This is a genomic window from Amycolatopsis acididurans (assembly GCF_012328925.1).
Taxonomy (GTDB): Bacteria; Actinomycetota; Actinomycetes; order Mycobacteriales; family Pseudonocardiaceae; genus Amycolatopsis_E; species Amycolatopsis_E acididurans.
In genome coordinates, this window is sequence record NZ_JAAXLS010000002.1 from 365,601 (window position 1) to 382,041 (window position 16,441).

Here is a 16,441-nt window from a genome sequence, read left to right on the forward strand (position 1 = left end):
TTGCGGTGCCGGCGCGCGGGTATGCCACTGCCGGAGGGAGTCGCTGTGCACGATCCGCGGTTCAGGGAGAGAGTTCGGGCGCTGACAGCCGCCTTGCGGCAGCTGGGACTCATCGGGGAAGGCGACATGCTGATCGTGACGTGTGGTGAACACGAAATCGACGGCGCTGTCGCGATGTCGGCCGCGGCGTGCGCCGGCCTTCGAGTGAAGCGACTGGCGCCGATGTCGGAGCAACTCGTCGCTGCGCTCGAAGCTCGTCCCACCGTGGTGCTGGCGTGCCGGGAAGGCAGCGCCGCGGTAGCCGCCACGCGGGTGCCGTGCCGCGTATTCGGAGACCACCCCGGCATGGCGTGGCGGCGCATGCTCGAATTGACGCATGCGGGCGGTGCGGCATGACGGCCTTGACGGACATGCGGCCGATCGAGCACGTCGGTGGCAGGGAGCTGCGGTCGGCGTTCGCGTGCTTTCCGACGGGCGTCACCGCGTTGTGCGCACACGGCGAGCACGGGCCTGACGGGATGGCGGCGAGCGCGTTCACGGCCGCGTCACTGGAGCCGGCGTTGGTGACGGTCTGCGTGCAACGGGCCTCCGCGACGTGGCCACGACTGCGCGCACTGCCGCGCATCGGGGTGAGCGTCCTGGCGGCCGGTCAGGAGGACACGTGCCGCTCGCTGTCGGCCACGACCGGCGACCGGTTCACCGGCGTCGCCTGGGAGGCATCGGACTCCGGCGCCGTGTTCGTCACGGGCGCGGTGTCCTGGCTCGAGTGCGTTGTGCACGACGAACTGGAGGCTGGCGACCACATCATCGTCGTGCTCCGGATCCAGCGTCTGCTGGCGACACAGGACACCCCTCCGCTGGTGTTCCACGCGAGCCGGTTCCGCTGCCTGACGGGATAACACGCGCCCTGAGCCCGAGCTCAGGGCGAGGCGCCCGTCGGCGCGCCCAGGGCACACGCCACAGCACGCCTGCCGGTCACCGGAATCACGTCGAGTATCGCGCCCTCCTCCCCCACATGGCCGCACAGGGCTGGGGCAGGATCGTCAACATCTCCGGTCTCAATGCCCGCCGCACTGGCTCCATCCCCAGCACGATCCGCACTGTCGCGGTCTCGTGGAGACCGAGCGCACTGCCCTGCTCGTATGTCGTCGTCTTCGTGTGCTCACTCCGAGCGGTCGCCGTGACCGGCGCGAACCGTGGCGTAGTGCACTATCAGCGCGCCTTTCCGGCACCTCGCCGGTGAGGATCCGGCGGTGATCGTCGGTCGAACACCGCCTCGGTGGTGTCCACGCCCTTGTACCCCATCTTGTCGATCTTGCCCGGGATCGTCAGCCCCGGCAGCACCTCGCCATAACCCTCGGGCTTTTCCACCAGGAACGTCGTCAGATACTGATGCCGCAGTAACGTGCATCCAGATCACGGATCTCCATGCGGGCGACCCGTGCTTCCGGTTCGCTTACACCCGAGCTGCCTCCGGCTGATCGAACGTGACCGCGACCCGGCCGGAGGCCCGGACCTCGTCGCCCGGCCGCAAGGTGCCCGCGCACGTCACCTCGACCACGGTCACGCAACCGTCCACTGTGGCCGCGTACGCGCCGGGCGGCGGCAGTGCGGTGTCCGGCGCGACCACGATCTGGCGGCCGCGGCGGTGACCGTCCACACGGTACGGACGGCCCAGCAGGCGCGCCGCCGCTTTCAGGTCGCCGGTGCGCACGCAGCGCCGGATGTAGGTCGACGAACACGGAGCAGCACCCGTCGGCCGCAACAACGGCACGGCATGCGCCGTGAATCCGAGCCCCTCACCGAGTTCTCGAAGGGTTGTGACATCGCCCGCGGCGCGGGCGCCGAAAGTGAAGTTGGCCCCGACCACAACGGCGTGCGCGTGCAGCACCCCGGCCACGACACGGCGCGCGAACTCGCCCGGACTCAGGCTCGCCAGCTGACGGGTGAACCGCAGGACGCACACCGCGTCCGCGCCGGCCAGGCCGGCGAGCTCGGCGCGGTGCTCGACCGTGCTCAACGCGCAGATGTCCTTGGCCAGCCCGAGGACGCGGGCCGGATGCGGATCGAAGGTGACCAGCACCAGAGGCAGCCCCCGCTGATCGGCGAGGCGGCGGGCGTGATCGACCAGCTTGCGATGCCCGCGGTGCAGACCGTCGAACACGCCGATGGTCACGGCCGTCGGACCCAGGTCGGCGGGAACCTGCTCCAGGCCGTACCAGAGCGTTTCCGACCGCCGCGCCGACCGCTGCAGGTCCAGCGCGTGCGCCTCGTCCTCGGTGGCGAACAACATCGGTCACTTCCTCCGGAACGCGCGGATCTGGGCGGGATCGAGCTCGACCCCGAGGCCGGGTCCCTCGGGGAGGTGCAGTCCGTCGTTGTCGTAAACCAGCGGGTCGGCAAGCATCTCCTCGGCCAGCAACAGTGGGCCGAACAACTCGCTCCCCCATCCGGTGGCCGGACTGGCACAGGCGGCGTGCAACGCCGCGGCCGTCCCTACCGGGGACTCGATCGACGTCGCGGCATAACACGGAATTCCGGCCGAGGCAGCGACCTCGGCGATCGCCCGGGTGGCCCGCAGCCCGCCGGACTTGGTGGTCTTGACCGCGAAGAGCGCGGCGGCGCGCGTGATGACCAGCCGCAGCGCGTCGGCCGGGGTGCGCAGGCTCTCGTCGGCCATGACCGGAATCGGGATGGCCGCGCTGATGGCGGCCAGGGCCTCTACGTCGTGCGCGGGCACCGGCTGCTCGACCATTTCGATTCCGGCCGCCGCGACCGCCGGCAGATGCGTGAGCGAGGTCAGACGGTCCCATCGGGCGTTGAGATCGACCCGCACCCCGGCCGTGCCGGCAAGCTTCTCGGCGATCCGCACGACACGGTCGACATCCTGGGCCGGTTCGAGGGCGCCCATCTTGAGTTTGAAGGACGTATGCATCCCGGAGTCGAGTTTGGCCAGTGCTTCCTCGACCACGGCGCCGGCGGGTTCGGTGCCCAGGGCCCAGGTGACCGGCACGCTGGTGCGGATGGCCCCGCCCAGCAGGGTGTGCACCGGCACCCCGAGGTGACGCGCCCACGCGTCGTGCAAGGCGACCTCGACCGCGGTCTTCGCGAACAGGTTGGCCGCCACGACCTCGGAAGCGTCGTGCAGGATGGCGGCGAGCTCGTCCACCCGCCTGCCGTGGAGTACCGGCGCGAGGTACCGCTCGACGATCAGCTGCATCGTCTCGACGGACTCCCCGCCCCACCATGGTCCGCCCGGAACCACGCCTTCACCGACTCCGGTGACCCCACCGGCGGTGCGGACGAAAACGTAGAGCACGGGCTGGGCGTCCATCGTCGCCCGGGCGAACCGATGGGGGCGGCGCAGCGGGATGTCGACGATCACGGTCTCGACGCGGTCGATGCGCAGCTCGCTCATCGAAGTCCTCCGTTCGGTGGTGAGCATCGGGAAAGAAGCGCCCGGTCCCGTGCGCGGGGGCAAGGGCGCCGGCGCCGGGGGATGCCCGGCGCCGGCGCTGATCACGCGGGTTCGAGCGTGAAGTCGTACCGGACCACGGACGTGCCGTCGCCCTGATCGACCGGTTCGAGGATGAGCTCCGGCTTGGTCGCCGACGCGACGTCACTGTCCAGCCATTCGCCGCCGGCGAAGTAGAGCTGTGTGGTGATCGTCCGATGCCCGTCCGCACGAACCAGCAGGTGCAGGTGCGCCGGGCGCCAGGGGTGCCACCCCGCGGCCTCGATCAGGGCACCGGTCGGACCGTCGGTCGGGATCTGGTACGGCGAGGGCAGGATGGTCGAAATCTCGAACCTGCCGCGCTCGTCGGCGACGACGACGCCACGCAGGTTGCCCTCCGGCAGGTGCGGCGCGAAGCCGGAGTAGTAGCCCTCGTCATCGGCGTGCCAGATGTCCAACTCGGCTCCGGGCAGCGGAGTTCCGTCGGTCGCGCGGACCTCGCCGGAGAACACCAGCCGGGTTCCCTTCTCGTCCGGACGCTGCGGCAGCGTGGCGGGGCTCTCCAGCCTTACCTGACCGGGCAGGTAGTAGGGCCCGAGGATGGAGCCCTTCGTTCCTTCCTGGGCGCGAGCGGCCACGTCCTCGACGACGTGCTCGACAAACACATCGAGAAGCAAGGGCCACTCCCCGCCCTCGCCGACCTCGATCAGGAACTGCTTCGCCGCCTGGAACTCGTCGTAGGTCACCGACTCGGACCTGATCGTCTGGTGAATCCCGGACAGCAGAGACGAAACAACCGCGGATACCCGTTCGGGCGCGACCGCCGGTCCACCGGTGGCGGACCGTCCCGCGCGGAACGCCTCGGTGGCCGAGCTGCCCGAGCCTGCGGCGGTGGGCGAAGGATGTGGGGTGGTCATAGCGGGTCCTCTCCGTGGGTCAGCGGCGTCCGATGACCGAGACGTCGCCGGGGTTGAACAGGTCGGGAACGGTCCAGCCGTTCAGGTCGTACTCGGCAAGGCACTGTTCGGCGAAGCCCTTCATCGCGTCGGCGGCACCGGACTGCTCCGCGGCAAACAGCTGTTCGGCACGCACGCCCTCGTGGTTGCCGGCGTAGTTGCGCTCGTAGAGCTCGTGCCTGCCGCCGAACTCCGACCCGATCGAGTCCCAGATCAGCTTCATCAGCTTGACCCGGTCCACGGCGTCATAGCCGTTCGAGCCGCGCACGTACTTGTCCAGATACGGCCGCACCTTGGCGGAGGCGAAGTCGGCGGCATGGGAGGGCAAATAAATCAGGGACGATCCCAGGTCCTGCATGATGATCTCCCGGACCCGCGGGTAGCCGACCGTCATGAACCACCGGTAGGCCATGCCGTACTCGAGCTTGGGCAGCAGGGTGCCACCGACCCATTCCTCGGGATTGGCGCACATGGCGTCCGAAAGGCCCCAGAACAGGTTCCGCCAGGCGATCACCTCACCGACCCGGGTCTGCACACCGCGGAAGTCCTTGGTCCCGGTCACCTCGAGGCCCTTCATCAGCAGCCCGGCGATGAAGTCCAGTTTGACCGCGAGCCGCGTCACGCCCTGGAAAGTGAACCGGTGCAGGAAGCCCGATCCGGGAACGAAGTTCGATGCCTTGTCCGGGTCCCCGTAGATGAAGACGTTCTCCCAGGGAATCAGGGTCTTGTCGAGAACGAAGATCGTGTCGTTCTCGTCCAGCCGGCTCGACAGCGGATAGTCGAACGGCGTGCCCATCGTCGCGGCTTGCTGCGAATAGGACGGCCGGCAGATCAGCTTCATACCGGGAGCACCCATCGGGATGGTGCAGACCAGCGCGTACTCGCGCTTCTTGATCGGAAGGCCGTAGTGGGCGAGGAAGTTGAAGTGGGTGATCGCCGAGCCGGTCGCCACCACCTTCGCCCCCGACACCACGAGGCCCTTGTCGTTCTCTTCCTCGACGTGCATGAACACGTCGGAGACGTCATCCGGTGCGCGGTGCCGGTCGACCGGGGGGTTGATGATCGCGTGGTTCCAGTAGAGGACCTTCTCCTGAGACTCCTCGTACCAGCGCCGGGCGTTGTCGGCATGGGGCGACCAGAAGTCGGGATTGGCGCCGAGGGTGCCGAGAAACGCAGCCTTGTAGTCGGGGCTGCGGCCCATGAATCCATAGGTCATCCGTGCCCACGCGGCGATCGCGTCGCGGTCTTTTTTCATGTCCTCGGCCGAACGCGGGGCCCGGAAGAAGGGGTGGGTGAAGCCACCGCTGCCGGTGTCGGTGGGCACGGTCAGCGTGTCCTGCTTGTCGGGGTCGTGCAGCGCGTCGTAGAGGCGCGCGGTCATCCGTACCGCGTTACGGAATGCGGGGTGGGTGGTGACGTCGTCGACCTGCTCCCCGTAGAGGTAGATCTCGCGGCCGTCGCGCAGGCTCTCGATGTACTCGTCACCGGTCATCGGCCGGCTGACCTTGCCGTTCGCGCCGGTCGGCGCGCTTGCCTGTTCCTGCTGAAGCGTCATCGTCGACTCCTTCGTGTGTGGACTGTGCTGAGTGCGGCCGGAAAGCCGGGACGTGCTCAAACTCGACCAGCCGTGACGGCGGAAAAGAACGAGACACCGCCGTCGGGCCCGTCCGCCGAGCGGTCCCACAGCAGCGGCCGGTGCTCCTCACCGAGCTGGTGGAACTGCCCTTCGTGGAACAGCAGCGGCCGGCCCGGGTGAACGCGGAACTGCTGAACCTCACCCAGGAACAGGACGTGGTCACCGCCGTCGTAGGACCGCCACGGAGTACACGAGATGTGCGCGAGGGTGCCGGCCAGCCGCGGCACCCCCCACTCGTTGCCCCGCGCCCAGCGGACCTCCTGGTTCGGTCGGCCCGCGAAGTGCAGGGCCAGCTCCTTCTGGCCGGCTTCGAGCACGTTGACCGTGAACGGGCGTGATCCGGCGAGTGCGCAGAGCCGGGAGCGCCGGTCCAGCGACACGAGCACCAGCGGCGGTTCGAGCGACACCGCCGTGAAGGCGTTGACCGTCGCGCCGTGCGGCGCACCGTCCTCACCACGGCAAGTGATCACCGTGACGCCCGTGGCGAAATGCCCCAGACAGCGGCGCAGCTCCTTCGGATCGATCGCCATTGATTCCACCTCCCGTGCACGCTCTCCGTGCATTCTGCACGTTCTCCGTGCACGCCGATTAGCATGACGGGACGCTCCCCTGCCGTCAACCCCGGACCGGCTTGGGCGGACCGAGAATCGGTCTCGCCAGGGGTGCGCCAAAATGGCGAGGTGGCGAAAGTGGACGAACCCGACTGGGCCAAAGACCGGATCCAGAGCATCGAACGTGGTTTCGCGGTGCTGCTGGCCTTCGACGCCGAGCGCGTCAACCCGAGCCTGATCGAAATCGCGCAGACGACCGGGCTTTCCCGGCCGGCCGTGCGGAGGATCCTGCTCACCCTGCAGTACCTCGGCTACGTCGAACCGACCGGCGGCAGCCATTGGCGGCTCACACCCCGGGTGCTGACGATCGGGCAGCACTACGCCGCTTCGAGCATGGTCGTCGCAGTGGCTGAGCCGTACATGAGCCGATTGGTCGAACAGACCCAGGAATCGGCCTCACTGTCCGCTTTGGACGGCAACGAAGTGGTCTATCTGGCCCGCGTGCCCGCCAAGCGAGTGCTCAACGTGACCGCGACGGCCGGCACCCGCGTTCCGGCCCACGCGACGTCCATGGGCCGGGTACTGCTCGCGGCCGCGCCGCCCGAGTTCGTCGACCGCTATCTGGTCGACCCCGGGCTGCAACGCCTGACCCCGCACACCATCACCGACCCCGACCAGTTCCGCGAGACCCTCGAGCGTGTCCGCGAGCAGGGCTGGTCACTGGTCTCCGAAGAGCGCGAGCGCGGCCTGATCGCCGTGTCCGCCCCCATTCGGGACCACACACACCAGGTGATCGCGGCGATCTCCTCCTCGAGCTCCACCGGGCGCACCAGCCCCGGGCACATCGAACGCCATGTCGTCCCGGTACTGACGCGAATCGCGCAAGAGATCAGTCACGAACTCGGCGCCTGAACGGCCGGTCACCATCGGTTTCGGTGTGGTTCACGTCACCACCCCACTCTGGGCGGACCGACCCCCGGGACCGTTTCCGCACTTCAGCGCGGGACCGGCCGGGGCAACGCCACCAGCGAAGGAGCCGCAGATGACTGCGATCGCCGACCGGCCGGAAGTGTCGCGCAACCTCGCGCCGCCGCCCCGGGCAGCCGAGCCGCCGACCGGGGCGGAGTACCTCGAGAGCCTGCGTGACGGGCGGGTGTTCTACCTCGACGGCAAGCGGGTCGACGACGTGACGACCCACCCGGCGTTCACCAACGCCGCCCACTCGGTCGCCCGGATGTACGACTCGCTCCACGATCCGGCGAAACGGGACGTGCTGACGTTCCAGACCGAGCGCGGCACCCGGTCCCACAAGTTCTACAAGATCCCCACCTCGTCCCAGGACCTGTTCGAGGCGCGGGACGCGATCGCCGAATGGGCCCGCATGAGCTACGGCAGCCTGTCCCGCGGACCCGACTACAAGGCGGCCCTGGTCGCCGGGCTCGCGGCCGACGCCGAGTTCTACGGCGAATTCGCCGGCAACGTCCGCCGGTGGTACGAGAAGGTCACCGACGACGTCATGTTCGTCAACCTGAGTCTGCTCAACCCCGCCGGCGACCGGATGAAACCGATCGCGCAGCAGCGCGACACCTACATGCACGTGGTCAAGGAACGCGACGACGGCATCGTGGTGCGCGGTGCACGGATGATCTCCACGGGCGCCGCCTTCAGCCATGTGACCTACGTCAGCCAGTACCTCCCGGCCGCCGGCCTCGGAGCTGACGACAAGGACTTCGCGCTCGGGTTCTTCGTGCCCTTCGACGCCCCCGGCGTGAAGCTGATCGGCCGGTACTCCTACGAGTACCTGGCCAAGAAGATCGGCACCCCCTTCGACTACCCGCTGTCCAGCCGGTTCGACGAGACCGACTACTCGATCATCCTCGACGACGTGCTGATCCCGTGGGAGAACGTCACCGCCTACCGCAACCCCGAGGTCGTCAACGGGTTACTCCCCCGGGACTTCGCCGCCCGGTTCTGCTTCCACGCCTGCACCCGCACGGCGGTCAAACTCGACTTCCTGTGCGGGCTGCTGCTGAAGGTCACCGACATGAACCAGATCTCCGGCTTCCGGGGAGTGCAGGCCTCGATCGGCGAGGTTCTGGGATTGCGCCACCAGTTGTGGGCGCTCGTGGGCGCGATGGCCGCGGAACCGGACCCTGTGCCCAGTGGCGAGCCGTACGTGCACCCGAACATCCGGTACGCGCTGCAGTGGCGCAACTGCTACGGCGACATCTTCACCAAGGTCCGCACGGTGTTCCACAACCTGATGGCCGGCGGGTTCATCCAGATCCCCTCCTCCGCGGAGGACTTCAAGAACCCGGCGATCCGCCATTGGCTGGACCGCTATTGGAAGTCGGCCACCCTCTCGGCCGAGGAGCGGGTCAAGCTGGTCCGGCTGGTCTGGGACGAGTTCGCGACCGAGTTCGCCGGCCGAGCCGAGGTGCACGAGCGCAACTTCTCGGGCAGCTACGAGGGCAACCGGGTGGAGACCTACTTCACCGGAGAAGCGCTGGGCGACAACGACCGGCTGCGGGCCATGGTCGACCAGTGCATGAGCGAGTACGACCTCAACGGCTGGACGGGCTCCGCCTGGCCGCGATGGCAGCCCATCGAGGGCGCCGCGGCGCGCGCGTGATCGTCATGCGTTTTTCCCTACCACGGCTTCGGAAGAAAGGTACGACCATGAAGGTAGGCATCATCGGGACCGGCAACATGGGCCGGGCCATCGCCCAGCGCCTGATCCGCGGCGGGCACCAGGTCTTCGTCGCCGGCTCCGGCCACGAGAAGGGCCAGACCCTCGCCTTGGAGCTGGGTGGTCAAGGCCCGGGCACGATCGAGGCTGCCGCGACGAAGGACGCGGTCGCGGCGGGTTGCGACATCGTCGTTCTCGCCACCTGGTACTCCGATTCGACCCGCATCGCTGTCGAGCTCAGCGAGACGCTGCGCGGCAAGGTGGTGGTGGACATCGCCAACCCGTTCAACGAGACGTTCGACGGGCTGATCACCGACTACGACACCAGCGCCGCCGAGGAGATCCAGCGCCGGATTCCCGGGGCCCACGTGGTCAAGGCGTTCAACACCACGTTCGCCCCGGCGCTCGCCGACAGCGCTTTCGACGACACGGTCGTCGATGTCTTCCTCGCATCGGACTCCGACGACGCCAAGGCGGCGGTGGCCGAGCTCGTGGAATCGAGCGGACTGCGCCCGATCGACGCGGGCGCACTCCGCAACTCCCGGGTGCTCGAGCAGAACGCGCTGTTCATGGTGGAACTGCAGGGCCGCTACGCGCTGAACTTCCAGGCCGGGCTGAAGGTTCTGCCCGCCGAGCCGCTGCCGTTCCCCGCGAGGGTGGCAGCGCACGCATGACCATCGTCGGCTGGGCGTTTCGCACGATCCGGAACGCCCAGCCGAGACGATCACGGACTTCACAGACCCGGTTCCGCCGCGTTGGATGGTGACTATGGCGGCTCGAGATCTTTCCGATTCCCCCTCAACGGAAACGGACGACGCGCCATCGCCGGTGACCTCACGGATCATCCGGCGCAAAGTCACGCCCCCGCCGATCTCTGGCTCGACCGTGGCCCGCCCCCGGCTGGAGACCCGGCTCGCCCAGCTGATCCAGCGCAATCGGATCGTCTGCGTGTACGCGACGGCCGGTGCCGGGAAGACGACCGCCGTCACCCAGACAAGCCGGCGGCTCGGGCTGCCCGTGTGCTGGTTGTCGCTGGACGATACCGAGGCCGCGACCGGACGGCTGCTCACTTACCTGGAGGCCGCACTCGCGATTCAGGCGCCAGGCGTCGAAGGCCTGGTCAAGACAGCCCTCACCGCCGGCCTCGCGCACACCGAGGTCGCCGGCATGCTCGCGGACTCACTCGGCGACAGGGCACTGCTACTGGTACTGGACAACATGGAATGTCTCGCCGCCGCACCCGAGTCCCTGGCAGTCGTCGGGGCGTTTCTCGAATACGCGCCGTCGAACACTCGGATAATCCTCGTCAGCCGCCAGGAACTCACCTTCGCCAGAGGTGGTATCGCCAGGGTCGCCTGGCTTCCGGTACTGGGCGAGGCGGATCTCGCCTTCACCACCGAGGAAGCCGCGGTCGCACTGTCGCGTTCGGACTCCCCCGATCTCGATCCCGAGAAGGCCGTCGCGGTCACCGGCGGCTGGGTCACCGGCGTGCTCTTCGAAGCGTGGCGATCCGCCGGCCACGCGACCGGTCTGGGCGGCGAGGCCGATCCGTTGCACGGCTACCTCGCCACGCACATCCTCGCCCAGCTCACACAGGACGAGCAGGACTTCCTCATCTCGACGGCGTTGCTCGACGAGGTCACACCACCGCGGGCGGAGGCACTCGGCATCGCTGACGCGGCCGCCCTGCTGCACGACCTGCGCCACAAGCGCCTGCCCGCCGCATGGGACGGTCCCGCGTTGCGCTGCCACCCGCGCTTCCGCGAGTACCTCCTCGCCCGCGCGAACCGGCTGGACGGCGGCACCCAGCGTGCCCTGCACGCCGCGCACGCACGGTTGCTGGCCGGCGAGAAACACCTGGAGGAAGCAGTCGAGGAGTTCCTGCGCGCAGGCGACCTCGACGAGGCGGTAACGGTCGCCGAGCAGGCCGTGGACACGGTGCTGGAACGTGCGGACTTCTCCGTCGCCAAACGCTGGCTCGAACAGCTGGCGCCGGTACGCCGCGATGACCACATCAGACTGACCGGTGCGGAGCTGATGCTGGCCATCTCCGAGGAGAACTATCGGCTCGGTGTCCGGATCGCGGACCGGCTGGCCGCGGCGAAACGGCGGCACGAGGTGGCGGCGTCCTCGAGCAGGCTGGCCGCGATGATGGCGTGGTGCTACCTGCACGCCGGCCGACTCGACGACATCAAAGCCGTCCTTGCCGTGGGCCGCTTCGGCGCGGAACTCGACGCGATGCAGTACTGCATGACCCTGCTCGACGATGTGCCGGAGCGGCCGGCGGCCGGTGCCCTCAGCGGCAGCCCGCTCGACGCGCTGACCATGCGGGTGCACTACTACCACGGAAATCTCACCCGCCTACTCGATCCGCCGACGTCGCCGTGGGCGATCAAGGCCGCCGAGTCGTGGCGACTCGGCGCGCTGCTCGCGATGGGTCACGTCGACGAGGCGTCCGCGTCGTACCAGGCGATCTGTGCCGGCCAGGACCCGGGAGTATGGCTGTACTCCCTGTTCAGCGTCGAACTGTTGCGTCGGCTCGGGGAACCGGACCAGGCGTGGCGCGCTCTGCTCAAGGGAAGAGAACGCCTGCGGGCGAGTGGATCGGTGATGCTCGAGCTGCTCAGCTATGTCGAAGAGGCCGCACTCGAGCTGCGTTTCAACGGCGACACCGCCAGCGCCCGGGCGGCGCTGGAACAGGTACGGTGCCACCAGGTCGGGCGCGAATACGCCTTCGTCGCGGAATCGGCCGCGACCTGGCTCGGATTCGCCCTACTGCTGGACGGTGACGACCAGGCGGCGATGCGCTGCCTGCGTCAGGCTGTCTCCAGCATGCAGCGCGGACAACGCATCCTCTCGCTGCCCGCGGCCGCCGTTTACCTGGCCGAAGCCGAGTGGCGGAGCGGGAACGAAGAGCGATCCGACCGTGCGGCCGACCTCGCGCTCGCCGCCGCCGCACAGCAGGGATCGAACCACCTGCTGCTCGACGCCCTCGCGGATTTTCCCCTCGTGTTGTCGCGGCGGCTCGACGCGGCACCGGAGGCCGACTCGCCCTGGCATGAACTCGGTCGCGCCCTGAGGTCACGAGGTGTCGCCGTCACGGCCCCGTTCGCAGCGACGATCCAGCTCACCGAGTTCGGCCGGGTGGCGATCCAGGTCGATGGCCGGGAAGTCCGCCCGAGGATCAAGAAAAGCTACGAACTGCTCGCCTACCTCGCCGCCCGGCGGCAGCGGGAAGCCACCAAAGAAGAGCTGCTCGACGCCCTCTTCGACGGCCGGCACGACGAGTCCACCGCGGCCTATCTGCGGCAAGCCCTGCGCAAGCTGCGCGAGGTACTACCCGAGGACTGCGTGCGTGCCGAGGGCAACCGCATCCGACTGGACGAGCACCTCGTGGTCGGCACCGACTCCGGGCGCTTCCAATGCCTGGTTTCCGAGGCGGCCGGACTCCGCGGCCCGGACAGGCTGACCACACTGTCCTGCGCGCTCTCGATCGCGACCGGAGAATACCTGCCCGAGTTCGAATCGTCCTGGATCGAGCACCGCCGGGAGCAGCTGGCGGTGCTCTGCGTGGACATCCGGTGCGAAGCGGCGGAGCTGGCGTTCACAACAGGCGATTTTCCTCGCGCGAACGCACTCGTCGAAGAGGTGCTGACCGAGGACCCCTTCCGCGAATCGATGTGGCGGCTGAAAATGCGGGTCGCCGACGTCTTCGGCGACGCGGACCGGATCATCGCGGCCTACCGGGGCTGCGAGCGGGCATTAGGCCAGCTGGGCACGACGCCCGCGTCCAGTACGCGGAAGTTGCTGGACAACCTGCGTCGGTGAATCGGGGCTCACGACAGATAGAAAGAACCGAGGCGGAACGCCGCCGGGACAACGCCGGCTCCCACCAGGTCCTCCTCGTGTTCAGGTGGCAGGTAGGCCGCAGGCGGTGCGACGTTCGTCTCCCCCGCCAGCCGTCCGAAACCGCCGCGGTAGTACACCAACGGCTCCAGTTCCGTCGCCGCTCGCGCGGACACCACATCACTGAGAAAGACCGTGTGCGTTCCCGCCGGCACAGTGTGCGCGACGCGGCAGACGAAATGTGCGAGCGTACGCGCGATGACGAGCGGGCCGGCCTCGCTTCGAGTGCACTCGACTCCGGCGAACTTGTCGGCGGACGGCCGCGCGAACTGCCCCGCGAGACGCCGCTGGTGACGACCGAGCACATGCGCGACGAACACCCCGCTGCCCTTGATCGCCTCATGCGAAGGCGCCGCCCGGTTCACGCAGATCAGCATCATTGGCGGGTCCACGCTCAGCGAGGACATCGCGCTGAGCGTGATGCCGTAGTCGGCGCCCTCGTGCCGTGCCGTCACCACCGTCACGCCGGTGGCGAAGTGCCCTGCCACTCGGCGGAACTCGTTGCTGTCCATCATGCCGGCCGCCCTCGATTCCCGTCCTGCGTGGTCACGACCAGACTGGGCGATCAGTGTGAACCAGGCCGAAAAGCGGGGGACGTCACGCGGCATGCCCGACCAGTTTCGCCCGTCTTGCGCCGCGGCGACCGAGATCTCCGGCTTCGGTCCTGGAACCCGTCCGCTGCTCCCGTCGCCCCGCTCGCGTCCTGACGACCGTTGCCGTTCTAACGCCCGAGCCACGCCAGCGCCGCGACGGTGAGCGCGGTGACCCCGGTGTCGAGTGTGGGTTGCGGGACCGGCGCGAAGTGAGGGCTGTGGTTGACCGGGATGTCTTGAGCGATCGTTCCGTTCCGCTGTGCCTCGGCGTAACGGCCGGGATCGATACCTCCGATGCCCCAGTAGGTGAACGGAACGCCGAAGGCCCGCGGGATGCTGCTCATGTCCTCGCTGGCGGTCTGCAGGTCGATGGTGTGCGCGTCGTCGCCGAAGTGCGTGGCAAAGGCTCGCGCGACCCGCTCGGTCGTGGCGTCGTCGTTGATGGTCGGCGGGAACCGGGCCAGCCGTTCGAACTCGGGTGCGCGGGGCGCCCCCGCGGCCTGGGCCTCAGCACGGACGATGCGTTCGATGGACGCCAGCACGTGCTCTCGCGTCGTCTCGTCGTAGGTGCGCACGTTCAGCTCCAGCACCGCCTCATCAGGAATCACGTTCGGCCCGCTCCCCGAGCGGATACTGCCCACCGTGACCACCGCCGGAGTCGTGGCCGCCAGCTCGCGGGACACGATGGTCTGCAGTCGCACCACCGTCATCGCCGCCATGACGACCGGATCGATCGCGGCCTGGGGGGCAGAACCGTGTGCGCCACGTCCGAACAGCGTCACCCGCAGGCTGTCCGCGGCCGACAGGAACGAGCCCGCGCGAATACCGACGTACCCCGCGGGATAGGGCAGGACGTGCTGGGCCATCACCACGTCCGGCTTGGGAACGATCGTGGTGAGCCCACCGGCGACCATCGCATCAGCACCGTCCCCGTTCTCCTCCGACGGCTGAAACAGTGTCACCACGGTTCCGCTCCAGGCGCCCCTGGCACCCGCCATCAACTCCGCGAAACCCGTCAGGCAAGCCACGTGCACGTCGTGCCCGCACGCATGCATGACCGGTTGTCCGCCGTCGACCACCTCTGACGCGTACGGCAGCCCGGTTCGTTCGCGTACCGGCAACGCGTCCATGTCCGCGCGCAGCATCACCACGGGCCCCGGCCCGTTCGCCAGCACACCGAGCACCCCCGTTCCGCCAACGCCTTCGGTCACCTCGTACCCGAGCTCGCGCAGCCGCCGCGCGATGACCCCAGCCGTGTGGAATTCACGCAAACCGAGCTCGGGATGCGCATGCAGGTCCCGGTACAGCTCCTCAACTCCGTGACGAATCTCGGCCAGCGGCGCGAGGACGCCCTCAACACTTGAGCCGATCCTTCAATCTCCCTTCTCCTCGCCCAGGTTGCGCCGCTGCCGCCGGTCACGCCAGGCGGAGGCAAGCCGGGAGTGTGGCTGCCGCCGACGTGTCCGATCCGGACTTCGTCGCCCCTGTCTCGGCCACGTCACCGCCACCTGTAGCCGGGTCGAACTGCTTCAGCCGCGGCGGCTCGACCCGAAGGCGCCGATCCCCCACCTCAGATCTGACGAGGGCCGCGCTAGCTGACCGGGGCACACCTCCGCGACGCCAACCTCCACGACGTCATCGCCGACCACACCACGGCCTGTCGCACTGTCGCACTGTCGCATAAGGACAATTCAGGTGTTCCGCGATCGAGGAAATCCCTGTGTGGAGACCTTTCCGTGGAGGTAGCAGCAGGCACTGTTTCCCGCCCTCGGCAAAGGTTTTCGGCGATTCCGTAGGCAAGCTGGGCGGCAACCGTCGGTGGAGTCGCGCCCGCTGTTGCCTCACCAAGCCCGCCCACGAACGGTGGGAACGGTGCGGGCCACAGCGGTCAATGCACCGGACCGGCGGCCGACCGTCCCACGTCGTGCCAGAGCCCAGGCGGAGTCAGCGGCCGCTGAGAGGCCGCTGCTACGAAGCGCATTCCGGCCACATCTGCGAGATGCTGCCGTAACGGGTCAGGGGCGCCAGTCCACGAAGCGGCCGACGGCGGCGAAGGCGGCCAGCAGCAGCAGGAGCACGTTGGCCGGCAACGGTCGACGTTCGTCGCGGACCAGGTGCACCCGTAGCGCGCCGATCTGCACGACGACCAAGCCTGCTGCGGCGATCGGCGTGAGAATCGGCGCGATCCCGGTCAGCCAGGGCAGGATCACGCCGAGCGCGCCGAGGATCTCCACCAGGCCGACCGCTTTGACCCCGGCATCGGACGAGTCCTTCATCCAGTCCAGATTGCCCGTCGCGACCAGTTCCTCGCGCCGCCGCACCACCTTGAGCCCGCCCGCGGCGAGGTAGACCAGGGCGAGCAGGCCCTGGACGAGCCGACCTCGCTGGGCCGGACATTGGTGCCGCTGGTGATGGCACTCGCCGACTGGGCTATGGCCAACCACGAACAGATCAACGCCAACCGCGCCTGGTCAGGTCGGCCCTGACCGAAGCGGAATGGCGCCGAAGACTGCGCCCGGTTCATCGTCAAGACCTCGCAGTCACCCCATGCGTCGTTGTGTTTTTCAAATGGAGCGGGCTGAGATCGGAACCAAGCATGTGAATATCTGTTCGCATAAAACCCAAGCTGTATATATCGTTATACGCCGGTCCTACG

The 16,441-nt window shown here is 68.4% G+C and carries 14 protein-coding genes and 1 pseudogene; 6 read left to right on the plus strand and 9 right to left on the minus strand.

Annotated features, from left to right (window positions below):
- Positions 1-126 precede the first annotated feature (126 nt).
- Complete coding sequence (locus tag HFP15_RS05225) at positions 127-396, plus strand: hypothetical protein (protein ID WP_168511994.1); 270 nt, start codon at positions 127-129, stop codon at positions 394-396.
- Entirely contained in the window at positions 393-899 is a 507-nt protein-coding gene (locus HFP15_RS05230) for a flavin reductase family protein (protein WP_168511995.1), read from the plus strand. The genes HFP15_RS05225 and HFP15_RS05230 overlap by 4 nt, the downstream gene beginning before the upstream one ends.
- Before the next feature lie 364 nt (positions 900-1,263).
- Here the strand turns inward: HFP15_RS05230 and HFP15_RS05235 are convergent.
- The 6 genes and pseudogenes from HFP15_RS05235 to HFP15_RS05260 all read right to left on the minus strand — a co-directional run.
- Positions 1,264-1,395: pseudogene (locus tag HFP15_RS05235) on the minus strand (acyl-CoA dehydrogenase family protein); the annotation flags it as partial.
- Between the two features lie 61 nt (positions 1,396-1,456).
- Entirely contained in the window at positions 1,457-2,293 is an 837-nt protein-coding gene (locus tag HFP15_RS05240) for an adenylyltransferase/cytidyltransferase family protein (RefSeq protein WP_168511997.1), read from the minus strand.
- A gap of 3 nt (positions 2,294-2,296) precedes the next feature.
- The gene (locus HFP15_RS05245; protein WP_168511999.1) at positions 2,297-3,418 is read right to left on the minus strand and encodes a muconate/chloromuconate family cycloisomerase; all 1,122 of its coding nucleotides are present in this window, start codon (positions 3,416-3,418) and stop codon (positions 2,297-2,299) included.
- 101 nt (positions 3,419-3,519) lie between these two features.
- Positions 3,520-4,371 (minus strand): catechol 1,2-dioxygenase, encoded by an 852-nt coding sequence (catA, locus tag HFP15_RS05250; RefSeq protein ID WP_168512001.1) that lies wholly within the window; start codon positions 4,369-4,371, stop codon positions 3,520-3,522.
- A gap of 19 nt (positions 4,372-4,390) precedes the next feature.
- Positions 4,391-5,965 (minus strand): 4-hydroxyphenylacetate 3-hydroxylase family protein, encoded by a 1,575-nt coding sequence (locus HFP15_RS05255; RefSeq protein ID WP_168512003.1) that lies wholly within the window; start codon positions 5,963-5,965, stop codon positions 4,391-4,393.
- 56 nt (positions 5,966-6,021) lie between these two features.
- Positions 6,022-6,576 carry a flavin reductase family protein gene (locus tag HFP15_RS05260; protein WP_168512005.1) on the minus strand — a complete coding sequence of 185 codons (555 nt, stop codon included), beginning with the start codon at positions 6,574-6,576 and terminating at the stop codon, positions 6,022-6,024.
- Between the two features lie 159 nt (positions 6,577-6,735).
- Between HFP15_RS05260 and HFP15_RS05265 the strand changes: the two genes are divergently transcribed.
- The 4 genes from HFP15_RS05265 to HFP15_RS43795 all read left to right on the plus strand — a co-directional run bounded on the left by HFP15_RS05265 (position 6,736) and on the right by HFP15_RS43795 (position 13,114).
- Positions 6,736-7,509 (plus strand): IclR family transcriptional regulator domain-containing protein, encoded by a 774-nt coding sequence (locus HFP15_RS05265; protein ID WP_312871470.1) that lies wholly within the window; start codon positions 6,736-6,738, stop codon positions 7,507-7,509.
- Positions 7,510-7,639: 130 nt separating this feature from the next.
- Entirely contained in the window at positions 7,640-9,229 is a 1,590-nt protein-coding gene (locus HFP15_RS05270; protein WP_168512009.1) for a 4-hydroxyphenylacetate 3-hydroxylase family protein, read from the plus strand.
- A gap of 47 nt (positions 9,230-9,276) precedes the next feature.
- A complete protein-coding gene (locus HFP15_RS05275; RefSeq protein ID WP_168512011.1) occupies positions 9,277-9,960 on the plus strand; it encodes an NADPH-dependent F420 reductase in 684 nt (227 codons plus the stop codon).
- Positions 9,961-10,114: 154 nt separating this feature from the next.
- Positions 10,115-13,114 carry an AfsR/SARP family transcriptional regulator gene (locus HFP15_RS43795; protein WP_210716725.1) on the plus strand — a complete coding sequence of 1,000 codons (3,000 nt, stop codon included), beginning with the start codon at positions 10,115-10,117 and terminating at the stop codon, positions 13,112-13,114.
- Between the two features lie 8 nt (positions 13,115-13,122).
- Here the strand turns inward: HFP15_RS43795 and HFP15_RS05285 are convergent, their stop codons facing one another.
- From HFP15_RS05285 to HFP15_RS05295, 3 genes are all read right to left on the minus strand, one after another.
- Positions 13,123-13,707 (minus strand): flavin reductase family protein, encoded by a 585-nt coding sequence (locus tag HFP15_RS05285; RefSeq protein ID WP_168512015.1) that lies wholly within the window; start codon positions 13,705-13,707, stop codon positions 13,123-13,125.
- Positions 13,708-13,913: 206 nt separating this feature from the next.
- A complete protein-coding gene (locus HFP15_RS05290; RefSeq protein ID WP_168512498.1) occupies positions 13,914-15,155 on the minus strand; it encodes an amidohydrolase in 1,242 nt (413 codons plus the stop codon).
- Positions 15,156-15,800: 645 nt separating this feature from the next.
- A complete protein-coding gene (locus HFP15_RS05295; RefSeq protein ID WP_246271437.1) occupies positions 15,801-16,148 on the minus strand; it encodes a DoxX family protein in 348 nt (115 codons plus the stop codon).
- Positions 16,149-16,441 lie beyond the last annotated feature (293 nt).